This is a genomic window from Acinetobacter tandoii (genome assembly GCF_008867985.1).
GTDB classification, from domain to species: domain Bacteria; phylum Pseudomonadota; class Gammaproteobacteria; order Pseudomonadales; family Moraxellaceae; genus Acinetobacter; species Acinetobacter tandoii.
The window spans coordinates 64,796-86,480 of record NZ_VXLD01000007.1; the positions used below are offsets into that span (position 1 = coordinate 64,796).

19 protein-coding genes are annotated in these 21,685 nt (G+C 39.2%); 12 read left to right on the forward strand and 7 right to left on the reverse strand.

Annotated features, from left to right (window positions below):
- Positions 1–42 precede the first annotated feature (42 nt).
- From F4W09_RS11565 to F4W09_RS11575, 3 genes are all read left to right on the forward strand, one after another.
- The gene (locus F4W09_RS11565; protein WP_151504891.1) at positions 43–2,052 is read left to right on the forward strand and encodes a hypothetical protein; all 2,010 of its coding nucleotides are present in this window, start codon (positions 43–45) and stop codon (positions 2,050–2,052) included.
- A 176-nt stretch (positions 2,053–2,228) separates the two neighbouring features.
- Entirely contained in the window at positions 2,229–3,944 is a 1,716-nt protein-coding gene (locus F4W09_RS11570) for an AAA family ATPase (RefSeq protein WP_151504892.1), read from the forward strand.
- A gap of 103 nt (positions 3,945–4,047) precedes the next feature.
- Positions 4,048–5,031: an ion transporter gene (locus tag F4W09_RS11575; RefSeq protein WP_044739827.1), complete on the forward strand. Its 984-nt coding sequence runs from the start codon at positions 4,048–4,050 to the stop codon at positions 5,029–5,031.
- A 96-nt stretch (positions 5,032–5,127) separates the two neighbouring features.
- On the opposite strand, the gene F4W09_RS11580 is transcribed toward F4W09_RS11575, so the two are convergent.
- A complete protein-coding gene (locus F4W09_RS11580; protein WP_151504893.1) occupies positions 5,128–6,354 on the reverse strand; it encodes an MFS transporter in 1,227 nt (408 codons plus the stop codon).
- Positions 6,355–6,858: 504 nt separating this feature from the next.
- Between F4W09_RS11580 and F4W09_RS11585 the strand changes: the two genes are divergently transcribed.
- On the forward strand, positions 6,859–7,779 hold the full coding sequence (locus F4W09_RS11585; protein WP_016167657.1) for a LysR family transcriptional regulator: 921 nt from the start codon (positions 6,859–6,861) through the stop codon (positions 7,777–7,779).
- A 67-nt stretch (positions 7,780–7,846) separates the two neighbouring features.
- Here F4W09_RS11585 and F4W09_RS11590 read toward each other — a convergent pair whose 3' ends face one another.
- Positions 7,847–8,299, reverse strand: coding sequence for a DUF441 domain-containing protein (locus F4W09_RS11590; protein ID WP_016167658.1), 453 nt, complete (start codon positions 8,297–8,299; stop codon positions 7,847–7,849).
- A 125-nt stretch (positions 8,300–8,424) separates the two neighbouring features.
- Between F4W09_RS11590 and F4W09_RS11595 the strand changes: the two genes are divergently transcribed.
- Entirely contained in the window at positions 8,425–9,135 is a 711-nt protein-coding gene (locus F4W09_RS11595) for a pseudouridine synthase (protein WP_104442229.1), read from the forward strand.
- Here the strand turns inward: F4W09_RS11595 and F4W09_RS11600 are convergent.
- From F4W09_RS11600 to F4W09_RS11610, 3 genes are all read right to left on the reverse strand, one after another.
- Positions 9,128–9,571 carry a GNAT family N-acetyltransferase gene (locus F4W09_RS11600; RefSeq protein WP_016167660.1) on the reverse strand — a complete coding sequence of 148 codons (444 nt, stop codon included), beginning with the start codon at positions 9,569–9,571 and terminating at the stop codon, positions 9,128–9,130. The two genes, F4W09_RS11595 and F4W09_RS11600, sit on opposite strands and share 8 nt — an antisense overlap.
- A 93-nt stretch (positions 9,572–9,664) precedes the next feature.
- Positions 9,665–10,015, reverse strand: a complete 351-nt coding sequence (locus tag F4W09_RS11605; protein WP_016167661.1) for a type II toxin-antitoxin system RelB/DinJ family antitoxin — start codon at positions 10,013–10,015, stop codon at positions 9,665–9,667.
- A gap of 109 nt (positions 10,016–10,124) precedes the next feature.
- Positions 10,125–11,030: a pseudouridine synthase gene (locus tag F4W09_RS11610; RefSeq protein WP_151504894.1), complete on the reverse strand. Its 906-nt coding sequence runs from the start codon at positions 11,028–11,030 to the stop codon at positions 10,125–10,127.
- A gap of 132 nt (positions 11,031–11,162) precedes the next feature.
- Between F4W09_RS11610 and tsaE the strand changes: the two genes are divergently transcribed.
- The 4 genes from tsaE to hfq all read left to right on the forward strand — a co-directional run bounded on the left by tsaE (position 11,163) and on the right by hfq (position 15,133).
- Positions 11,163–11,639: a tRNA (adenosine(37)-N6)-threonylcarbamoyltransferase complex ATPase subunit type 1 TsaE gene (gene tsaE / locus F4W09_RS11615; RefSeq protein ID WP_044740045.1), complete on the forward strand. Its 477-nt coding sequence runs from the start codon at positions 11,163–11,165 to the stop codon at positions 11,637–11,639.
- Positions 11,632–13,566: a DNA mismatch repair endonuclease MutL gene (gene mutL, locus F4W09_RS11620; protein WP_151504895.1), complete on the forward strand. Its 1,935-nt coding sequence runs from the start codon at positions 11,632–11,634 to the stop codon at positions 13,564–13,566. Before tsaE ends, mutL begins: the two co-directional genes overlap by 8 nt.
- A gap of 6 nt (positions 13,567–13,572) precedes the next feature.
- Complete coding sequence (gene miaA, locus F4W09_RS11625) at positions 13,573–14,517, forward strand: tRNA (adenosine(37)-N6)-dimethylallyltransferase MiaA (protein ID WP_044740043.1); 945 nt, start codon at positions 13,573–13,575, stop codon at positions 14,515–14,517.
- Positions 14,518–14,611: 94 nt separating this feature from the next.
- The gene (hfq, locus tag F4W09_RS11630) at positions 14,612–15,133 is read left to right on the forward strand and encodes an RNA chaperone Hfq (RefSeq protein ID WP_151504896.1); all 522 of its coding nucleotides are present in this window, start codon (positions 14,612–14,614) and stop codon (positions 15,131–15,133) included.
- A gap of 215 nt (positions 15,134–15,348) precedes the next feature.
- Here hfq and F4W09_RS11635 read toward each other — a convergent pair whose 3' ends face one another.
- Positions 15,349–16,659 carry a peptidylprolyl isomerase gene (locus F4W09_RS11635; protein WP_151504897.1) on the reverse strand — a complete coding sequence of 437 codons (1,311 nt, stop codon included), beginning with the start codon at positions 16,657–16,659 and terminating at the stop codon, positions 15,349–15,351.
- Positions 16,660–16,675: 16 nt separating this feature from the next.
- Positions 16,676–19,120 carry an LPS-assembly protein LptD gene (locus F4W09_RS11640; RefSeq protein ID WP_151504898.1) on the reverse strand — a complete coding sequence of 815 codons (2,445 nt, stop codon included), beginning with the start codon at positions 19,118–19,120 and terminating at the stop codon, positions 16,676–16,678.
- 120 nt (positions 19,121–19,240) lie between these two features.
- On the opposite strand from F4W09_RS11640, the gene F4W09_RS11645 reads away from it, so the two are divergent.
- The 3 genes from F4W09_RS11645 to rsmG all read left to right on the forward strand — a co-directional run bounded on the left by F4W09_RS11645 (position 19,241) and on the right by rsmG (position 21,661).
- Positions 19,241–20,257 carry an aminoglycoside phosphotransferase family protein gene (locus F4W09_RS11645; RefSeq protein ID WP_151504899.1) on the forward strand — a complete coding sequence of 339 codons (1,017 nt, stop codon included), beginning with the start codon at positions 19,241–19,243 and terminating at the stop codon, positions 20,255–20,257.
- The gene (murU, locus tag F4W09_RS11650; protein WP_016167670.1) at positions 20,254–20,943 is read left to right on the forward strand and encodes an N-acetylmuramate alpha-1-phosphate uridylyltransferase MurU; all 690 of its coding nucleotides are present in this window, start codon (positions 20,254–20,256) and stop codon (positions 20,941–20,943) included. The genes F4W09_RS11645 and murU overlap by 4 nt, the downstream gene beginning before the upstream one ends.
- Before the next feature lie 85 nt (positions 20,944–21,028).
- Complete coding sequence (gene rsmG, locus F4W09_RS11655; protein WP_151504900.1) at positions 21,029–21,661, forward strand: 16S rRNA (guanine(527)-N(7))-methyltransferase RsmG; 633 nt, start codon at positions 21,029–21,031, stop codon at positions 21,659–21,661.
- Positions 21,662–21,685: the final 24 nt, after the last annotated feature.

Consider the following 21,685-nt stretch of genomic DNA (forward strand, 5'->3'; position numbering starts at 1 on the left):
AATAAAGAGAGGCATTATACAAAAGTAGAATGAGGGGCGTGTATGGAACAAGAGCGTTTAATACCGCAACAACGTCAAATTGCTCAGTTGATTCTGAGTTTTTCCCTAGATTTGATGACCATGCAGCATCAACAATGGCAAATCTTGGGGGATATTAATGCGCAAAATATGTTTCGGATAGATCAAGAGAAACATACCATCTATATAATGAATGAGATGTTTCATCTTTCTTTTGAATTAGTCCAAAATCAACAGACGCCTTTTATTCAATATAACTTCCATTATCAAGATCAACATGCAGAATTACTTGAAGATTTCTTTTTGAATGATGTCGGTTTTTTGACTGATCAATTGAATGAACAACACTCCTTATTTCTTAAAAATAAAGCGCAGCAATTACGTGAACTTATTGCGAAACAAATTTATCAGTGGGTGGATGGACCTACGCGTGTTATTACATGTTTAAACCGTATGAGCTCGGCTCAAGCTGAGTTGTTAGATCGGCGTTTAATGGTACTTGGAATGGCAAAATACGCTTGTTTTGCCCAGTCTAAACAAATGGGAATTGATTTGGATCCTGCATTACAACAACATTTTAGCCAGCTTTGTGCTTTACATATTGTGAATGGAGATGATTTTTTACCCTTGCAGGGCTTAATGGATTGTTATGATGAGCTTTGTCACAGTGCAGCGCAGTTTTTACCTTCAGCACTGTATCGGATAGCGACTTTAACTTTTGAACAAAAATTTAATTTAGATGAGTTGCTTGATCATCAAATGGATTTTGCATTACTGCAACCTTATGCATTACAGCAAAGTCATGTCTTATCCTTTGTACGTTTGATGAATCGTGAGTTGTGGCATAAAGATGATTTGTTGGCTAAACAGAATTTTTTGCAGCCAAATGCGCAGATCTGGCAAAAAAAGGTGGCGCGTTTACCTATATTTGACTATTCCAGAACGGTCAATTGGCTGTTTAAGCAAGATGCAATGGTACTTGACTGGTTAAGTGCACACATCCAACACAGTCATGTACGCGTCGCCGTTACCGCTTTAAGTTTTGTCGATACTAGTCAAATTCACCCTTGTATCATTTTATTAACATTACAATATTTTCAACATACCTGTGCGCGGATGTTCATTCAAAGTTGTGATATTCATGCGACCACAGAACAATGGTTTGAACACCAGAACAATCAAAGCGTGGTGCTGAAAGGACAACAGCAAACGGTAGAGGATCAGCGTATCGCCATCAGTCCATCTATTTTATATTTGGATGAATGGATGAATTTACTGCGTAATGTTGCCAATAAGAATGAAACCATAGTGAAGCAAGTCTACAAGAAAATTAGCCGTGTCATGCAAGCATATATGTTGCATTTACATCATATTGTGCAAGATTTACCTCATGAGTTATTGAATTATGTACATCCAAGTACACACCAAAATCGGGGATTTTATCGCACCTTACGTCGGCATCATGTTCCTGTGAATGAGTTTAGGGCTTTATTTTATTTGAGATATCAGAATTTAAGAGTGTCTGTATTTGATGCTTATGTTCGAGATTATTTGATCTATTGTTTTAATGAAAACCGTGAAATTGCCAAAAATAGTACATGGCTAGGTTTGTTTCACCACGCCGTAGAATGGCATCGGCAGTTACATAAAGATGAAATTTTAGCGCGGTTAAAACAAAATTTTGCAGTAAATACTTGGAATGCTGTATCGCCCCAAACCATTTTGCAATATTCTGGTTGGAGTTTTGAGGAACTGCATCATATTGAAAGAATAATCGAAGAGTCGAATATATTTCATCATTGTTTGGCGATGAGTTATGCGGAACGGATTATGCAGGGAGAATATGTTGCTTTTCATATGTCCTCACCGCATTACGCACAGTCTTTAACACTAGGTTGTCATATTCAGGCAGGTAAATTATTGTTTGATCAATTGGAATATCCAAATAATCAAAAAGCGGAGCAATTGTTGGTGACGATTGCAGAACAATTCATTCAATGGTTTAACGAACATTTTTCACCAGCACTGAAATAAACTTCATAAAAGTTAAACACTCAACAAAAACTATTTTGCTTCATTTTTAAATTGATGGATAAGCTTTTGTAATTTATTGGATTAATCTAAGAAAAGATAACTGTGTTTCTTCTCAGACTTAACTTTTAACGCAAAACTCGTTAGGCTATAGCCGTTATTTATTGGTTATCGGTCATATGAAACAAGAAACTGCACTTAAGCTCCTTAAAGCTGGCGAAAATGTCTTCCTTACAGGTTCGGCTGGTGCAGGAAAAACCTATACTTTAAATCAGTACATCAATTATTTGAAAGCGCGTAAGGTACCTGTTGCAATTACAGCGTCTACAGGTATTGCTGCAACGCATATGAATGGCATGACCATTCATACTTGGGCGGGTATTGGTATTAAAGATAGCCTAAGCGATGATGATCTTAAGCGTATGAAAGAACGTAAATACCTCAAAGAACATTTAGAAAATGCACAGGTATTAATTATTGATGAAATTTCGATGTTGCATGCAAAACAACTCAATTTAGTCAATCAGGTTTTAAAATACTTCAAAGAAAGTGACGATGCTTTTGGCGGCATTCAGGTGATTGTTGCGGGTGACTTTTTTCAGTTGCCGCCCGTTGGGAAAAAAGAAGAGCTGAATCGGGATAAATTCTGCTTTATGTCTGAGGCGTGGGTTGAGGCCAAGTTCCGTGTTTGCTACCTGACCGAGCAACATCGTCAAGGCAATGATTATCTGAATGATATTTTGAATGCTATCCGTAGTCAGAGCATTACTTCGGAACATATACGTGTATTAGAACAAACGCGTTCACAAGATATTGGTGATACATTTACGCGTCTTTATACCCATAACATGGATGTCGATTCAATTAATTTTCAGCATTTAAATGCCATTGAGCAGCAAGGTCATGAATTCATGGCAGTCTGTGATGGTAATGATAAATTAATTGAAACCCTGAAATCTTCTGTACGTGCCCCAGAAGCGTTAACTTTAAAAAAGAATGCCAAAGTGATGTTTGTGAAAAATAACTTTGACATGGGATATATCAATGGCAGTTTAGGTGAAGTCATTGGTTTTGAAGAAGATGATGATCATGGTATTTTGCCAAAAGTGAAACTCACTGATGGTTCAGTCTTATTGGTTGAACCGGAAACATGGTCGGTCGATAACGAAGCGGGGAAGAGTATTGCTAGTTTGCAGCAAATTCCACTGCGTCTGGCATGGGCAATTACTATTCATAAATCACAAGGTATGACCTTGGCAGCGGCAGAAATAAACTTAAGCCATACTTTCGAGAAAGGACAAGGTTATGTCGCATTATCACGCCTAAAATCATTAGATGGTTTAAAATTGCTCGGCTTTAACATGCAAGCTTTGGAATTAGACAGTCTTGCTATTAAAGCAGATCGACGCTTTCAAGAACTCTCTGTTGAAGCTGAAACAAATTTTGCTGAAACCGATTTAAGCGTACAACATAAAGCCTTTATTCGACATTGTGGCGGAACGTTAAATGAAGTTGAAATTGAGCGAAATGAAAAGAAAATTGCTCGGAGTGCGGGTAAGCAAAACTATGCTTCAGCAACTTTAGACGAAACTCGTGAACTATTTGAATCTGGCTATGAGATTGAAGATATTGCAACGGAACGTGGGCTCACTCCTGCCACCATTATTAATCATTTAGGACGTTTACATAAAGAGCAAGGTTTGGATATTTCTGTCGCGCATCCAGGTGAAGAGGTTGTAGAGGAAGTCCGTAAAATCTATAAACGTTTGCAGAAGCGTCAAAGCCCAGATCATTTCGCAGATGATGGTGCAATCAAATTACGTCCAATTGTGGAAGCAACTAATCCACGTATGGGCTATGACCAAGTACGTTTAGCGTTACTTTATATTGAATAAAACTTAAATGAGAGAAAAGAGTAGGCAAGAGGAATTCTTGCTTACTTTAAATTAAAGTTCATATACACTGATTTATAAGCGATAAGAATAACTTAGAACAGCAATGAAATTTACGGCATGGTATACGCTACGCAAGTTTGTTTATAACAATTTGCACAATGAAGATTATGAAACCCGCTTAAGTCGTGCGATTAATTATTTTCTGATAGCACTCATTATGAGTAATGCTGCGGCGGTATTACTTGAGTCAGTACATCAATATTATGTACGTTACGAAGCTTTTTTTTATTATTTTGAACTTTTTTCAATTTTTATTTTTACCACAGAATACATTTTACGTTTTTGGTCAGTTGCAGAGTCAGACAGTTTTGAATCGGCTTGGAGAAATCGTTTAAATTGGGTTAAAAGTGGTGGGGCGATTATTGATTTACTGGCTATTTTGCCTGCATATCTCAATTTCTTTGTTCATTTCGACCTACGATTCCTCCGAATTGTCCGTTTACTTCGATTATTAAAACTGACTCGATATTTTGTTTCATTGCAAATTTTATTACGAGTCATCGAACGCGAAAAAGGTTCATTCCAAGCCGTCATTTTTATCTTGGTGATTATGATTATTATGGCGGCAGCAGGTGTGTATTTGATTGAAAGTCGGGTACAACCTGATGTTTTTAGTTCAATCCCAGCATCGATGTGGTGGGCGGTCGTGACTTTAACTACGGTGGGGTATGGTGATGTGACCCCTGTAACGCCGCTTGGCCGTTTTTTAGGGGCACTGATTACCATTTTAGGTGTGGGCTTGGCCGCTTTACCCGCGGGCATTCTAGCCAATGGTTTGGCAAATGAGCTTGAATTACGCAAACAAGAACTTGAACTCAGATTTCGTGAATTGATTCAAAACAGTGATATCGATTTTATTCTTGAAAAAGAGAAGATCGAGGAAATACGTAAAGAAGTGGGACTGACTCAAGAGCAGACCCAAGATATTATTTTGCAATTGATTCGAGAGCAAAAAGAGGAATCTTTGAAACAGGAACGTGAACAATATGCTTATTGTCCACATTGTGGTAAGAAGTTACCCGAATAATATTTAAAAATTGAGAGTCAACGATAGGTAAAGCAATGAAAGCAGAAAAAGCACTTTCATTGCTTATTTCACATATGCACACGTCTAGGCATTGTGTTAGATAGATTCATGACATGATGAAACGACTAGATTATTTTTCTCATGCTGAAAAGCACAAAATAAAATAATTAAACCGCCGAAACTCAGTAATGTACCAACCCAAATGGGCGCGAGCCAACCCAGGTTTTGACTAATTAACCAACCGCCAAGAAAAGCACCAAAAGCATTGGCGATATTGAATGCTGAATGATTCAGAGAGGCTGCCAAACTCTGAGCATTACCCGCAACATCCATGAGACGCGTTTGCAGCAATGGTCCTAAACCTGCAATGCTAAAACTGACTAAGAATAATGCAGCAAACGCCGTATAGAGGTTGCCTATCGTGAGTGCGCAAATAATATAAGAGCCAGCATTTGAAAGGAGTACCCAAATAATTGCTTTATTCAGGTTTCTATCGGCGAAATGTCCTGCAACTAAACCACCAAGTACTAAACCTAAACCAATACTTGCAAGTGCAAAGGGGACGATTTCAATACGGGCTTGTGTGTATTCAGTCAAAATTGGTGAAACGTAACTATATACCGAGAAAAGACCGCCAAAACCAATAGCGCCGACAGCTAAAGTTAACCACATTTGCGTATTTTTAAGTCCGCGAAGTTCATTTTGAATGCTGGCAGTGTGGTCGAGTTGAATTTTTGGCAAACAAAAACAAATTGCAATCACTGTTACAAATGCAATTGAAGCTGAAAATTCAAAGCCAGTACGCCAACCATAATGCTGTCCCAACCATGTCGCAAAAGGCACACCAATAACCGTTGCAACATTTAAGCCCATCATGAGTTTGGCAACAGCAGAAGCACGTTTTTGTTTACCTGCAAATTCAGCAACAACTAATGCTGCAATGCCGAAATAAGCACCGTGAGGCAACCCAGCGATAAAACGTGATAGCAACATACTTTCATAGCTATTTGTTAATGCAGTGATGACATTGGCGATACCATAAAAAAGCATCAGCCCAATCAACAAGATTTTTCGGGGTACTTTAGCCGCTAAGATTGCGATGATTGGAGCACCAATAGTGACGCCTATGGCATAAGCACTAATAAAATGACCCGCTACAGGAATACTCACATTTAAATTATGTGAAATTTCTTGGATAAGACCCATCGCGACAAATTCAGTTGTGCCAATACAAAAACCACCTAAGGCAAGCGCAAGAATAACCCATAATAGGCGATAGGATGGCGTAGGATCAGTCGCCGTATTTATATCCACAGAGATCATTTTTAATAGAAACATTGGGAGGGGGAGAATGGACAATTATAGGTGAAATGAACGAATAATGTTAAGTAATTTACTCGGAATTTATTGTAATTTGAACGTAATTAAAATTATAAATGTTAGGTTTTTTATTATAAATTAATAAATATAATCATATAAATGAGATAATTTTTTTGTATATTTTTGATATAAATTAAAGGATATGTTCAGTATTTTTTTAAGAAAAAAAGTATTAAAAAATCTCACTTGATGCCTGAGTATATTCAACCTGAAGATTAAGGAAAATATATGTAAATGCGATCTAATTAAGAGATGCTGAAATGAATAAGTAGTGAAATATATTAATTTATTTTGTGATAGAATGAGTTAAATTCATTTTTTTTGATTTTTGTTTTTAATTATATCAATCAACATTTATGTCGTTGCTCGCTCGGTTTGCGGTATTTCATCCGATTTAAACTATTACGCGGACATTTTACTTTTGATTTTTGCGGACTGATAATAAACATGCTTGAAATTCGACATCTAAAAACATTACTCGCACTTCGTGAACATGGCTCTTTGGTTGCTGCCGCCAATGATTTGTGTTTGACGCCTTCGGCTATTTCGCATCAATTAAAAGAGTTAGATCATTGGTACGGGGTAGAGGTGGTGAATCGTCGTAGCCGTCCTGTCTCATTTTCCAATGTAGGACAACGTCTATTAAAGCTTGCAGACGATGTTTTGCCGCAAATTCAAATTGCACAAACTGATATTACGCGAATTGTACATGGTCAAACTGGACGTATTATTTTCTCCTCAGAATGTCATAGTTGTTTTGATTGGCTCATGCCATTGTTAAATCAATATCGCCAGCAATATCCAGATGTAGATTTAGATTTTGCTTCTGGCTTCGAAGCCAATCCGCATGAGTTGTTGCAAAATGGCGAGTTTGATTTGCTTATTACCGCAGATCCAATTGCTTTAAAAGGGGTGGATTACTTTCCAATCTTTGAATACGAATCGCGCTTAGTATTATCCAATACACACCCTTTGGTACGTGCTGAAAAGATTACAGTACAGGATTTGGCTGAAGAAACTCTTATTACTTATCCAGTTGATAAACATCGCTTAGATATTATGTCTAAGCTATTCATTCCAGCGAATATTCTACCTAAACAGATCCGTACCACGGACTTAACTCAAATGTTAATTCAATTGGTGGCAAGTGGGCGTGGTATTGCGGCTTTGCCTGATTGGGTTGTGAATGAGTATGAGCAAAAAGGCTGGGTAACATCACGTCGTTTGGATTGTGTTTCTGAAAGAGGTCTGCGTAGGACATTATATGCTGGCTATCGAACTGAGGAAAAAGAGAAGAATTATTTTGAAGGCTTCTTGAAACAGTTGGATAAATTTTCACAGAAGCGTCATCAGTATTATTTGTCTTAATCTAATAGATATGTTTGCTGTGATGGTGCAATTCAAAGATTGCATCATCACATTCAATTGAATTGGGCTAAGAGTGTCCTATAAATAATGACAATACACCTGCGGCAATTAAAGGACCTACAGGTACCCCACGTAACAGAGCAACCCCTGCTACAGTTCCAATCAGTAAACCTGCAACTATATTGGGTTGATGAGTCATCAGTTTGACCCCACGTCCACCTAACCAAGCCACAAATACGCCGATTGCAATTGCAAGTAATGATTTCCAGCTTAAAAATGATTTAAGAATAGCCTCACCAGGGATTTTGCCACTGGCAATTGGGGTTAAAACACCGATGGTTAAAATAACAATACCAATATTTAAACCGTGTTGTTGTAATAGCGGGAAAAACTCACTTAATGGTGTTATTTTGAAGACAATCAGTACAGCAGCAGCAATGGTAACAGCAGAGTTGTGACTGAAAATACCACAAGCCACTAAAACCAAAAGTACTATCAGATTTAAATCTAAATTAGGCATGAGATGCAGGGAGAATGTGTGAAAATGCAACTATTGTAACGACTTTTTGTACATTGCATTCAGAAAATCAGCGGGAAATTAGAAAATTGTTTAAAATGCAGCACTTTGATGTAAGGCTTTAAATTATGTATTTGGAAAAAATGTTGCAATCTCAAGGTTTTGGTTCGCGTAAGCATTGCCAGCAATTAATTAAATCTGGAGCTGTTAGCATTGACCAAGACATTATGCAAAATCCTAAGCAAAAGCTAAATTTGGAAAACTTAGTTTTTGATGTATATGGAAAACGCTATCAATATCGAGAAAACGTTTACATTGCACTAAATAAACCTACGGGCTATGAATGCTCTCATCAGGCAACGCATCATTTTAGTGTATTCGACTTGTTTGATGATGTACTGTTAAATCGTGGATTACAATGTGTTGGGCGTTTAGATCAAGACACCACTGGCTTATTGCTGCTTACGGATGATGGTCAATTTCTTCAAGCATTAACCCATCCCAAAAAGCATGTGGGTAAAGTTTACCGTATGCAAACTGCTGATCCAATTTCCTCTGAACAGATTGAGCAGCTTAAACAGGGGGTTGAGTTACGTAATGAACAAGGTACTTTTGCAGCTACAGATGTACAGCAATTGGCAGCCTGTGAGTTGCAAATGACAATTCATCAAGGCGTTTATCATCAAGTGAAAAGAATGTTGGCTGCAGTGGGCAATAAAGTAGAACAGCTGCATCGTGTGCAAATTGGTGCGTTAGAGTGCCCTGAGCTAAAAGAAGGCGAATGGATTTATTTGACACCTGAGCAGATAGCGTTAGCACGTACCCGAGAAGCTATTTGAGGAAACAATGGTAGGTTCTAAACTCATTATCAGCAATAAAACCCATAGCTTCATATAGCCGATGAGATTCACGATTGGTTTTTTGCGTTTCGAGGCTAATGCGAAGCGCATTTTCATGTCGTGCAAACAAAATGGCAGTATCAATAAGTTGTTTGGCTGAGCCTTGACGGCGAAATTGGGGTGTTACATAAACATCGTCTAAAATATAGTAGGTTGAACAGGCAACAGAAGAGAAACCTAAATAAAGCAAAATGAAACCTGTAAATACTTCATCTTTGATATGAATAAAAATGACACTTTCTTGGTTTTCAAAGCGTTGTTTTAAAAATTGTTGGGAAAGATTTAAATTGGAAGAAGCACCATAAAATTGGCGGTATTCATCAAATAAAACTGCAAGTTGATTGAGATCATCTAATGTCGCTCTTTTTACAATCATTGATTGCTCCATGCATTTTTTATTGTCATTGCATGAAGCATACCTAAGTTTTTAAATGAAAAAATTTAAATAATGTATAAAAATGCAACAGGGTTAATTTTTATCACCTTCACCCAAGATTGCGTTAAGTTCTTCAAATAAGTCTAGATGGTCATCATCAATGAGAAATTCATCGTTATGTTGAATGCTGTTTGAGCTGTCATTGCTTTCATGCGTAACAGCAGCCGTTTTCTGCTCTTGTTTGAGTCGTCTTAACTTAATCAATTGCTCTAAATTGATATTCTGATTTTCAATAGAAAAGGGGATGGACTTTGTCAGTACAACTTGTTTGAAAAAAAGCCGCACCGCTTGTGCTGGCGTGATCCCCAACTGTTTAAAGACAGCAAAAGCCTGTTTCTTTTCCTGTGAATCGAGACGAATTTGATAAACTTCGGTTTTTCTCATGATTTTTATAAATTTGAAGATTAAAATTTTAGACTTCATTTTAATCAATTTTATTGTAATTTCAATATTCTTGAGCTTAAAACTTCATTTTTTTGTAATGACAAACAAACTACAGTGTCAGTTCAAAATTGGATGAAAAGTCCATAGACTTGTTTGTAACAGGATCGATGAATTGAATTCGCTTAGCCAGTAGTTGTAATGGGTTAGAGAAATCATCATCAGATTTGTGTTGCACTATTGGGTAAAGAGGATCATTTTTAATGGTTATGCCTAAATGATTCAGGTGAACCCGTAATTGATGCTGTTTTCCAGTCTCGGGTTTTAGTTGATATTTCGCCCATTGAGAATTGTGTTCCAAAATATCAATCTGGGTTTCGCTGTTTGGTTCACCTTCTACAATTTTCATGGTGTAAAAAGGTTGCCCTTTGTCCATTCTTAAACAAACGGTACGTGGGAATTCAAGAGAGGAATGATAGGCTGCAATCGCATGATAAGTCTTTTTAACTTCACGATGAGCAAACATTTGTTGGTAAATACCACGCGTTTCTGGCCGTTTAGAAAATAAAACCAGTCCTGCCGTTTCACGGTCTAAACGATGAATCGGGGTTAAATCCGCATTTCCTGTTTGATTTTTTAAGCGTACTAATAAGGTTTCCTGCACATATTGACCGGTAGGGCTCATGGTCAGGAAATGTGGTTTATCGACGATATACAGATCATCAGTTTCATACAAAATATGATGCTGAAACGGAACATGGATTTCGTGTGCTAAAAAACGATAGTAATAAATATGTTGATTGGCAAGATAAGCGCTATCTAAACTTAGAATTGTACCGTCGGCTGCATAAATCAATTGGTCTTGAAAACGTTGTTGCCACTCTTGTGCTGAAATATGTGAAAACTGTTGGCAGAGATAATCATATAAACGCTGCGGTGCAGGCTGTATAGCAGGTAAGAACAGTTTACTAGCCGTTACACCACGAATCATCGGAGGAACAAAGTCATGCGCAGTCATAAGATATCAATCACAACAGGTTGGTAGAATGCATGTGCTGTATTAAAAATACACATTTCGTATGCATGGCATAGGTATTAAGAGCGTGGCGATGCTATCATAATTCTACTTTTGAATCATGCTGTGAGTCATATGTCGTATTCATTTCATTTGCCCCTAAACTCTGAAGCAGATACCCAGCAACTTGCGTGCGTGGTTGCACAACATTTTACTGAGGGTGTAATTTATTTAATTGGCGATTTAGGTGCAGGGAAAACGACATTTACCCGTTATTTGTTACAACAACTTGGGCATGAAGGTTCAGTAAAAAGTCCAACGTATACTTTGGTGGAACCATACAGCATTCAGAATAAACAAGTCTTTCATTTTGATTTGTATCGCCTCAATGATCCTTATGAACTTGAGTTAATGGGTATTCGCGATTATTTGGATACACCCAACGCTTTATTCTTATTTGAATGGCCAAGTAAAGGTGGTGAAGAAATTCCTACAGCAGATTTAACTATTGAGATATTAAAGTCAGAAGACGAGCTAACTCGTCATGCCACATTGAGCTTTAAAGATGAAGTGCTCTATAAAGCCCTTGAGCAGGCATTTCAACATGCATGATGAAGTTTCTGTTCGCCGCATTCATACTTTAGATCCCGCACTTGCCAACCAGATTGCTGCGGGTGAAGTAATTGAACGACCAGCTTCTGTCGTCAAAGAGTTGTTGGAAAACTCAATTGATGCAGGTGCAACAGAACTGATCATTCGTGTTGAACAAGGTGGTAGTACGCTGATTGAAATTATCGACAATGGTCGAGGTATTCATCCTGATGATTTGTCTTTGGCGGTGATGCGTCATGCGACCAGTAAGATTCAAACCGCAGAAGATTTACATGCGATTGTGAGTTTGGGTTTTCGTGGTGAAGCATTAGCATCGATAGCAGCAGTTTCCCGTTTAACCTTGACCAGTAGTCAAGTAGACGATGGTGTTGGTTATCAGGTTGAAGTGAATGGCACTGCATTTCAACACCAACAAATTCAAGCTGTAGCAGCATCGCGTGGCACACAGATTCGAGTACAGGATTTATTTTTTAATGTCCCTGCGCGCCGAAAATTCTTAAAAAAACCAGGCACGGAATTCGGTCATATCGAAGAAATTGTGCGCCGCTTAGCGCTTACTCATTTTGATATTCGTTTTGTGTTAGAACATAACAATAATATTCGGTTGAATTTGCCCGTTGCCGATAGTGGCGCATTACGCGTTCAGCGGGTACAACAATTACTGGGGCGTCAATTCACAGAAAATGCGTATTGGATTGACGCAGACAGCGTCAATATGCGTCTTAGTGGTTGGTTGGGTCATCCTTCGGATGCAAGAGCACAAGCAGATTTACAGTATGTCTATGTCAATGGGAGGATTGTCAAAGATAAAACGATTTCTCATGCTTTACGCATGGCTTATGATGGTATTTTGCACGGGCATCAACACTCTGCATATTTGTTATTTTTAGAAGTTGATCCTGAAAATATCGATGTCAATGTTCATCCAACTAAGCATGAAATCCGTTTTCTGAATCAACGCGAGGTTCATGAGTTTGTACGTCATTTTGCAAAAGACACGCTGTCTCAATTTCAAACTGCGAGCGCAGATTTAGCCCAAGCATTGAAAGTTGAGCCAACAAGCCCAACTAATACACAGCAACCGCGTTATCAGGAGCAGTTCCAACTGCATCGTTCGGTAGAGTCTACACTAACACCTGAGTCTGTCGCCATATTAACAGACTTCGAGTCTTCACAGCCACATGCTGTGCAATATGTGGCGCAAGATTCCCGAGCGTATCAAGTCAATCCTACATCAAGGATAAATGCTGCTGCTTTACAGAGCTACTTCGCACCATTACGTACAGTAGCTGAGTCTACTGATGATGTTGTAATTGATGATATGGCGCCTAAGGTGGATGAGCATCCCTTAGGGATTGCAATTGCACAGTTGCACGGCATTTATATTTTGGCACAGAACACCGAAGGTCTGATTATTGTTGATATGCATGCTGCGCATGAAAGGATTTTATTACAACAAATGAAATCCGCTTGGGAAAATCCAGAGTTTTGGATTTCTCAGCAGTTATTGATTCCGAAAGTAGTTAATGTGAATCGGATGCAGGCACTTCGAGTAGAAGATTTGAAAGAACCTTTAGCACGCTTGGGTTTGGAAATTGATCAATATGGTGATGAACAGGTTATTGTTCGTGGTGTGCCTGCTATTTTGCACAAAGCTGATTTTTCGGCTTTGATTCCTGAATTACTCAATGATTTGGATCCAACGGACGAGGTGCGTGGGCTATTGCAGAAACGTGATCAAATCTTGGCGGGTATGGCGTGCCACGGTGCTGTGCGTGCGCATCGATTATTAAGCCTTTCTGAAATGAATGCCTTGCTTCGTCAAATGGAGCAGACTGAATTTGCGAGTCAATGTAACCATGGTCGACCAACTTGGCGTGCATTTCCATTGGCTCAGCTAGATAAACTTTTTGCTCGAGGAGAGTGAACCTAAATGTCGAATCAATTGCCTGTCATCAATTTGATGGGACCTACAGCCAGCGGTAAAACGGCTTTAGCATGTGAGTTATATGAACGGGGCAATTTTGAATTGATTTCTGTTGACTCGGCATTGGTTTATCGAGATATGGATATTGGAACAGCGAAACCAAGTAAAGCTGAGCAGGTGCAGTATCCACATCATTTGATTGATATTATAAGCCCGTTAGAAGTGTATTCTGCTGCGCAATTTGTAGAAGATGTATCTAAACTTATTGATGGCATACATGCCAAAGGGAAAACGCCGATTTTAGTCGGTGGAACGATGTTGTATTTCAAGGCTTTGCTAGAAGGCTTATCAAGCAATCTACCAAGTGCGGACTATGCTATTCGAGCAGAAATTGAGGCACAAGGTGAGCTTGAGGGCTGGGAGGCTGTATACGCATCGCTATGTGCAGTGGATCCATTGGCGGGCGAAAAGTTCAAGGTGAGTGACAAGCAACGTATTATTCGTGCGCTCGAGGTGTTTCGTATTACAGGGCAACCGATTACCAAACTACAAGCAGAACAACCTAAAAATGTACCATATCGTTACACTTTTCATAATTATGCTTTGTTACCAGATCGGTTAGAATTGCATAAGCGAATTGAAAAACGCTTAGAAATTATGTGGGATATCGGTTTTTTAAATGAGGTCGAGTCACTAATTGAAAAATACGATCTAACCGATGATTTGCCTTCAATGAGATCAGTAGGTTATCGACAAGCCTTAGATTTTTTATTAAAAAGCGACAAAAGTCTCGAAAATAAGAAAGAAATGGAGGATAAAGCCCTTTTTGCGACACGACAACTTGCCAAACGTCAATATACTTGGTTAAGATCTTTGCAACAGTCGCATAAATTTAAAACATATTTAACAATAAAGCAGGCTCAAGAAGACTTGCGAAACTGTTACGGATAAAGCAAAATTTACATACTGTCTTTTTTATAATTTTTAATTGAAAAATAAAGATAGTTTTTTGCGCTGATTTTTAATATTTTTGGAGTTGTATAACATGTCTAAAGGTCAAACTTTGCAAGATCCGTTCTTGAATTCTCTCCGTAAAGAACGTATTCCTGTATCTATCTTCCTTGTAAACGGTATTAAGTTACAAGGTCATATTGAATCTTTTGACCAATATGTTGTTCTGTTGAAAAATACTGTAAGCCAAATGGTTTATAAACACGCTATTTCTACGGTTGTTCCTGCACGTAACCCTCGTCCTGCTGGTGCTCCTGCTGGTGCACAAGGTGCTGGCTTTGGTGGCGGTCAAGGCGGTGGCTTTGGTGGCGGTCAAGGCGGTGGCTTTGGTGGCGGTCAAGGCAGTGGCTTTGGTGGCGGTCAAGGCAGTGGCTTTGGTGGTCAAGGTGGCTTTGGCGGTCAAGGTGGTGGTTTCGGCGGTCAAGGTGGTTTCGGTGGTCAAGGTGGCTTCGGTGGCCAAGGTGGCTTTGGTGGTCAAGGTGGCTTTGGTGGCCAAGGTGGTTTTGATAGCGAAACTAAATTTGATGACTCTCAAGAAGACGACAACAATCGTTAATTGATATTCATGAAAAAAGCCTCTCAAATGAGAGGCTTTTTTTTAATAAAAAATACGGGAATTTAAGAAATTGTTCGGGATAGATGTTACAGGATAAGGTTCATGCAAAGTTAATAATAAGTATAGAAGGTGTACAAAATTTTTATAAATGGCAAATGAATTACATAACTGTAGTAAAAAAAGCCAGTCATTTGACTGGCTTTTCAAGTTACCAATTAAGATGTTTTATTGTTCTTACGATCCAAATTTGGGTCTTTAATTTCAACAAAAGCATTATTACGAATTTCACGTAACCAACTATCTAATTCAGCGTCAAATTGACGCTCACCTAGAATTTGGCGAGCCATGCGCTCTTGATATTCCTGTGTCATATCTTGCTGGCGCGTCTCAGTCACTTGAAGAATATGCCAACCAAACTGGGTCTGGAAGGGTTGGCTAATTTGACCTACAGGAGTGCTCTTCATTTGCTCTTCAAATTGAGGAACCATCATACCTGGGCTTACCCAACCTAAGCTACCGCCATCACGAGCAGAGCCAGAATCATTTGAGAATGTAGCTGCCAACACTGCAAAATCTTCACCCGCTTTAAGTCGGTTGTAAATGCTATCAATCATTTGTTTGGCGCTTTCAGGACTTACAACTTCAGAAGTTTGAATCAAAATATGACGCGTTTGATATTGTGGAATAATGGCTTTTTGTTCAGACCCTTTGCGTTCTAATAGCTTAATCACATGAATACCATCACGTGCGGTAATCAGTTCACTGGTTTGACCAACTTGGAGGGGAGTAACACGTGCCGCAAGTTCAGTGGGAATTTCAGAAAGATTTCTGAACCCCATATCTGCACCTTCAACTTTAACGCTGTTGGTACTGAATTGCTTGCTAATCGCTGCAATATCATCGCTGCTGGCTAAAGCAGTGCGTACTTGTTTGGCAGCGGCTTCTACATTGCTGTCACCCGCTATACGCGCATGAATGACATGAACTTGGCTGCCCAGAGCTGCTTGTCCTTGCGGGGTTTTAAGGAAATTGGCAACGTCTTGATCGCTAATTTTAATACGTGACATCACAATCTGTTGGCGTAAACGAGTGATCGCTAAATCTTCTGCAATACGTTTGCGGAGAGATTCGTAGGTGCCTGGTGCCATTTTGTCTAACTTTTGCTGGAATGCTTCTAACGAGTTGATTCCAGATTGATTGGCTACTTTAAGCACAGCTTCATTTAAGCTCTTTTCATCGGCTTTAATGTTATAGCGTTTTACTTGCTCTAATTGAGTTTGACGTAAGATAAGTTGCTCGAGTGCTTGTTGCTCAAGATACTGCTCTGGCGGAACAGGGCGCTTTTGAGCTTCTAATTGATGTTTAGCTTCGGCAACATTCTGCTGTAAATCACTGCGTAAAATGACACTGTTGTCGACAACTGCTACAACTTCATCTGAAGTTTGGGCAAATGTCGGCATTGATGAAGAAAGGGCAATTGCTAGTGCAGTCGCCTTAAAGAATTGTTTTAACTGTTTTGTCTTCATTAACATCGTGTCCAAATTAATTAATATGATCGTAACCTAAAATTCGATTTTCAAGCATGGATGCCAGTTTATTATTGAAACCAGCTAAACCTTTCAGGTTAATTTCAGCCATAAAAGCACGTTTTGGTTTAACGCTAGAATCGCTTACATCATCCAAGTCGTTGTAGTAAGAACGTCCGTAGAGAGAAAGCCCCCAACAGCACGATTCGTAATTCACACCGAGTAAGTATTCACGCGCAACATTATTGTCCATGTCATATTGAGCGTGGCCCATAATACGCCAGTTGTTGTGAATAGGTTGTATAAATGATGCAACAAATTGGTCATATTTATCTTGGCGGTTAGTAATTTCCTTGCGATAGAAATAACCTGCACTATAAATATTCCCTTGGTCGCCCATGTAGTAAATTTGCACATCACGTTGAGCATTGTCTCCATTTGCCATCCAAGCTGAGTTGGCGCTTACACGATAATGCTGCGAGAGTTGGCTTGAAAGACTAACGATTGGGCCCGTATGTGATTCTGTGTTTAACTCATCTGTTGTGCCATCTAAAGTGACTCGGCGATCATCAAAATAGAAACTTTGGCCTACGCTCGCTTTGATGCGTTCTAAGCCAATATCATCAAATAAGCTATAACTTAAGCCCAATGATAAGAAATTGTTGTCCTCTAAACGGTCATGACCATAGAAACGTCTTGAACTAAACAATTGATCATAGTTGATTGAGGCGCTAATAGTGTCGAAGTTTGGATAATCCGCTTGATTTTCATAAGGCGAATATGCATAGAAGGCACGTGGTGTAATGGTTTGTAAGTATTTGCCATCTTTTTCGAATGTTAAACCGGTGTCCAAGCTAAATTGCGGAACGACGACAGATTTGTTTTGGTCAGCATTACTGACACTTGTGGTCTGATTCTGCTGTGCTGTAATCGTGTCTTGGTCGTAGAAGGTGTTAATACTGCGTACTGAGACTTCTGGAATAACAAACGACCAAGGATTACGGTAATTGTAGCGTACAGCAAAATCGTTATAGAACCTTGTGCCGCTTGGTTCTGAGGTAGCTGAGGTTGTACTGCCAATATTCTTTTTGAAATAAGCAGTGTCGTTATTAAATTCATACTGGAAACCTTGTGGATTTCCACCTTTGTAGGTGAGTAAGAATTGAGGTAAACGCGCGTAAGGACGCTTTTCATCGGAAACTGATTTATCTAAGGTCTGGAAATCTTCGACTTTTAGCTGAGCCGTCAGACCTGGGATGCCGTTTTTGTAATTAAGCTCCCAAGCACGGCGTAAGTTCAGGTCGGTTTTGGTGTTTGGATTATTATTTAGGTCGGTAAAGTAGTCTTTATCCGATGCATAGTTGTATTCAAGGTTGGTTGAGAAGCTGTCGTTGATTTGCCATTTGTGGATAACGTGCAAATCTTTACGATCTTGATTTTTATAGCTCTCATCTGAAGGTAAATAGCCACCCCAAATTTTACCTTCACCAAAGTTTTCTGTTAAATAACGGAACTCAGCATCTATCATGGCGCCACGGTCGCTCATATAGCGTGGTGTCAGTGTGGCATCATAATTCGGTGCAAGGTTTAAATAAACAGGAACTGAAAACTCGATACCACCATCGTTGGTATAGCCAAAACCAGGAGTCAGAATTCCTGTAGTTCGACGGTCATCAATCGGAAAGTTGAAATATGGTACAGCTAAAACAGGAACATCCTTCACATATAACTTAGTGCCTTTGGTAACACCACGTCCAGTGTCTTGATTCAATTCAATTGTATTGGCTTGAATTTTCCAAGTTGGTTTTTGTTCCGGTGGGCAAGTGCTATAGGTGGCATTGCTTAATACGACAACATTTTCAGAGGTGCGAGCAATTTTGGCTGCATGACCATGTGCATGTTGTTCTTCGGCAATGTAGTAACTGTTATTTAAATCACCCTGTTGGGTTTTCAAATTGTAATTGATTTGGTCACTTTGCGCCAAAAGACCAGCTTGCGCCATTTGCACACGTCCTTGCGCATTGGCGAAAGTTTGTGTTTTATCAATGGTAATTTTATCGGCACGAATTTGACGTCCTTCTTGATCTATCAGAACATTACCTTCAAGAACAGAATCACCGTTCGGGTCATAATGGCCATAATCGGCCGTAACCACGGATGTTGCTTTGCTTGGATCAACCGCTGCTGTGTTTGAGGCAATTGGAGTGACCCAAGCTCCTTGACAATAAGCTGCACTTAGTGATTTCCCCTGGCGTTGCTGTGCTTCAGGTGCAGATTTGTCGACATAGTATTGTTCAAAAAAATGTTGCCCCGCATAGGCTTCATTTATACTTGCTTTCAGTTGTTCATTGGTTAGGGATGAAACAGTATTAGATGTATCTGCGTATGCCGTAATCGAGCTTCCGCATAAGAGGCTGAAAATAGCAGTCGCTAAAGGATTGAATTTAAACTGATGCTTCATTTGTATCATTAACCAAGTATGCTTAATCGCAATTAATTATTGTCGCATCATAGAGAAAAAGTTGATAAGTGGCTACACTTAGCACTTTAAAAACTCAGCCTGTATTAGAATTTATCGCAAATGAATACACAACGTGAACAATTGATACAAACATGGATTACATCTGTACTTGGTTCAGATCAATTTGAAATTAATTTTTTAGCAGGTGATGCCAGCTTCCGTCGTTATGCACGAATCAATTTGAATCATAAAACATTTATGTTGATGGATGCACCTCCTGAGAAAGAAGATTGTGTACCTTTTGTGTCGATTGATGAATTTTTTGATGCGCATGGTGTACGTGTACCCCATATTGTGGCGAAAGACTTAGAGCAAGGTCTGTTGTTGCTTGAAGATTTTGGCGATGTGTTGTTATCAACGCAGTTAGATGAAAACACCGTCGATGCACATTATGAGCAAAGCTTTAAACAGTTGATTCAATTACAGTCAATTAATGGTGAGGGACATTTCCCCGCGTATTCTTATGAAAAGTTAATGACTGAAATGTCGTTATTAACCGATTGGCTGCTGCCAAGTTTACAGATTCAACCCTCGGAAGAGGAATCTGCATTGATTAAAAGAACGTTTGCGATTTTAGCCAATGCAGCTTTGGCCCAGCCACAAGTGATTGTACATCGTGATTTTCATAGTCGTAATTTAATGCTTTTGGCAGACGAGCAAGAGCAAGGTGTGATCGATTTTCAAGATGCGGTGATTGGTGCAGATACTTATGATCTAATTTCAATTACGCGTGATGCTTATGTACAGTGGGATCCTGTGCGCGTGTATGGTTGGTTTAAAGTGTTTTATGACTTATTGCCTGCTTCTGCGAAAGAAGGTCGTGACTTTGAGCAGTTTAAGCAAGATGCAGACCTAATGGCGATTCAGCGCCACATCAAGATTTTAGGCATTTTTGTGCGTCTATTTGAGCGTGATGGCAAATCAGGTTATCTCAAAGATTTACCACGTGTGATGTGGTATTTGCTGGAAGAAAGCAAGCCATATGCAGAATTACAACCATTTATGCAGTTCATTCGGGTTAAAGTTATGCCAAAATTTGAACAAAAATATGGCAAATACGAGGTCGTTGCTGCATGAAAGCCATGATTTTAGCTGCGGGATTGGGCAATCGGATGCGTCCCTTAACGCTGTATAAACCTAAGCCTTTACTCGAAGTTGGTGGTAAGCCACTGATTGTATGGCATATTGAAAAACTCAAAGAAATTGGTGTGACAGACATCGTGATCAATTCTGCATGGTTGGCTGATGTGTTGATTGGTGCATTAGGTGATGGCTCGCAATTTGGTGTAAATATTTTGTGGACACGCGAAGAAGAAGGTTTAGAAACAGCGGGTGGCATTATTAATGCATTGCCTTTATTGGGAACAGAACCTTTTATTCTAGTCAATGGTGATGTCTGGACGACCTTTGACTTTGCTTCATTGCTGGAAATACAACTTGATCAGGATTTGGCGCATTTGGTCTTTGTGAAAAATCCCCCACAGCATTTACAGGGTGATTTTACTTTGGTGAATGGACGTGCATATACTTTTGAACAAGCGCAGCAAGGCGAAGATTTAACCTATAGTGGTGTGGCTGTTTTGCATCCGCAGATGTTTGCAGGCTTGGAAAATGGTAAACGTCCTTTGGCGCCTTTATTGAAACAGGCGATGCTAGATGGTCGAGTTTCTGCAGAAAAAATGCATGCTTCATGGGTTGATGTGGGCACGCCAGAGCGTTTAACTGCTCTAGATTTGCAGATTCGACAAGGCATGTATGCTTAAGTGAATATTCACTAAGCACAAGCCACTATGACTTCATGGATAAATCGGTATACTTCACCTAACATTTTCGAGACGTTAATTGTATATGCACATGTTTTTTCAAGAACTAAAGCAGGGTAGTCAAGCTTTAGGTTTAGAGCTCAGCGAAGAGACTTTAAATTTATTACTCAAATACCAAGACGCTTTAGTCCTTTGGAATAAGGCGTATAACTTGACAGCAATTCGTGATCCTAAAGAAATGCTGGTCAAGCATTTGCTTGATAGCCTCAGTATTTTAAAAGACTTGCCAGAAGGTCGCTTGCTCGATATTGGTACTGGTGGTGGTATGCCAGGCATGATCATTGCATTATGTCAGCCTGAACGTAGCTGTGTGTTATTAGACTCGAACGGTAAAAAAATTCGTTTCTTAAAGCAGTTTATTGCAGACTTAAAATTAAAAAATGTGGTTGCTGTACAAACGCGTGTTGAAGATGAAGGTAGTATTCAAAATTTAGGAAAGTTTGATGTCATTACCAGTCGAGCATTTGCTTCGCTGACTGACTTTGTAACTGCATCTAAGCCATATATGCATGAAAAGAGCATCATTGCATCAATGAAAGGTTTGATTCCTCAAGATGAAATTATCGCGTTAAAAGATGAATACAGTTGTGAAGTGATTGAGTTAAAAGTACCTCGATTAGATGAGCAGCGCCATTTATTATTATTGAAACAGATTTAATTATTTTCGAAGGACTGGGGTTAC

Bases quoted from the DNA above. Each gene is read 5' to 3' on its own strand.
- F4W09_RS11565 (WP_151504891.1), top strand. From the start codon at position 43: ATGGAACAAGAGCGTTTAATACCGCAACAACGTCAAATTGCTCAGTTG.
- F4W09_RS11570 (WP_151504892.1), top strand. From the start codon at position 2,229: ATGAAACAAGAAACTGCACTTAAGCTCCTTAAAGCTGGCGAAAATGTC.
- F4W09_RS11575 (WP_044739827.1), top strand. From the start codon at position 4,048: ATGAAATTTACGGCATGGTATACGCTACGCAAGTTTGTTTATAACAAT.
- F4W09_RS11580 (WP_151504893.1), bottom strand. From the start codon at position 6,354: ATGATCTCTGTGGATATAAATACGGCGACTGATCCTACGCCATCCTAT.
- F4W09_RS11585 (WP_016167657.1), top strand. From the start codon at position 6,859: ATGCTTGAAATTCGACATCTAAAAACATTACTCGCACTTCGTGAACAT.
- F4W09_RS11590 (WP_016167658.1), bottom strand. From the start codon at position 8,299: ATGCCTAATTTAGATTTAAATCTGATAGTACTTTTGGTTTTAGTGGCT.
- F4W09_RS11595 (WP_104442229.1), top strand. From the start codon at position 8,425: ATGTATTTGGAAAAAATGTTGCAATCTCAAGGTTTTGGTTCGCGTAAG.
- F4W09_RS11600 (WP_016167660.1), bottom strand. From the start codon at position 9,571: ATGATTGTAAAAAGAGCGACATTAGATGATCTCAATCAACTTGCAGTT.
- F4W09_RS11605 (WP_016167661.1), bottom strand. From the start codon at position 10,015: ATGAGAAAAACCGAAGTTTATCAAATTCGTCTCGATTCACAGGAAAAG.
- F4W09_RS11610 (WP_151504894.1), bottom strand. From the start codon at position 11,030: ATGACTGCGCATGACTTTGTTCCTCCGATGATTCGTGGTGTAACGGCT.
- tsaE (WP_044740045.1), top strand. From the start codon at position 11,163: ATGTCGTATTCATTTCATTTGCCCCTAAACTCTGAAGCAGATACCCAG.
- mutL (WP_151504895.1), top strand. From the start codon at position 11,632: ATGCATGATGAAGTTTCTGTTCGCCGCATTCATACTTTAGATCCCGCA.
- miaA (WP_044740043.1), top strand. From the start codon at position 13,573: ATGTCGAATCAATTGCCTGTCATCAATTTGATGGGACCTACAGCCAGC.
- hfq (WP_151504896.1), top strand. From the start codon at position 14,612: ATGTCTAAAGGTCAAACTTTGCAAGATCCGTTCTTGAATTCTCTCCGT.
- F4W09_RS11635 (WP_151504897.1), bottom strand. From the start codon at position 16,659: ATGAAGACAAAACAGTTAAAACAATTCTTTAAGGCGACTGCACTAGCA.
- F4W09_RS11640 (WP_151504898.1), bottom strand. From the start codon at position 19,120: ATGAAGCATCAGTTTAAATTCAATCCTTTAGCGACTGCTATTTTCAGC.
- F4W09_RS11645 (WP_151504899.1), top strand. From the start codon at position 19,241: ATGAATACACAACGTGAACAATTGATACAAACATGGATTACATCTGTA.
- murU (WP_016167670.1), top strand. From the start codon at position 20,254: ATGAAAGCCATGATTTTAGCTGCGGGATTGGGCAATCGGATGCGTCCC.
- rsmG (WP_151504900.1), top strand. From the start codon at position 21,029: ATGCACATGTTTTTTCAAGAACTAAAGCAGGGTAGTCAAGCTTTAGGT.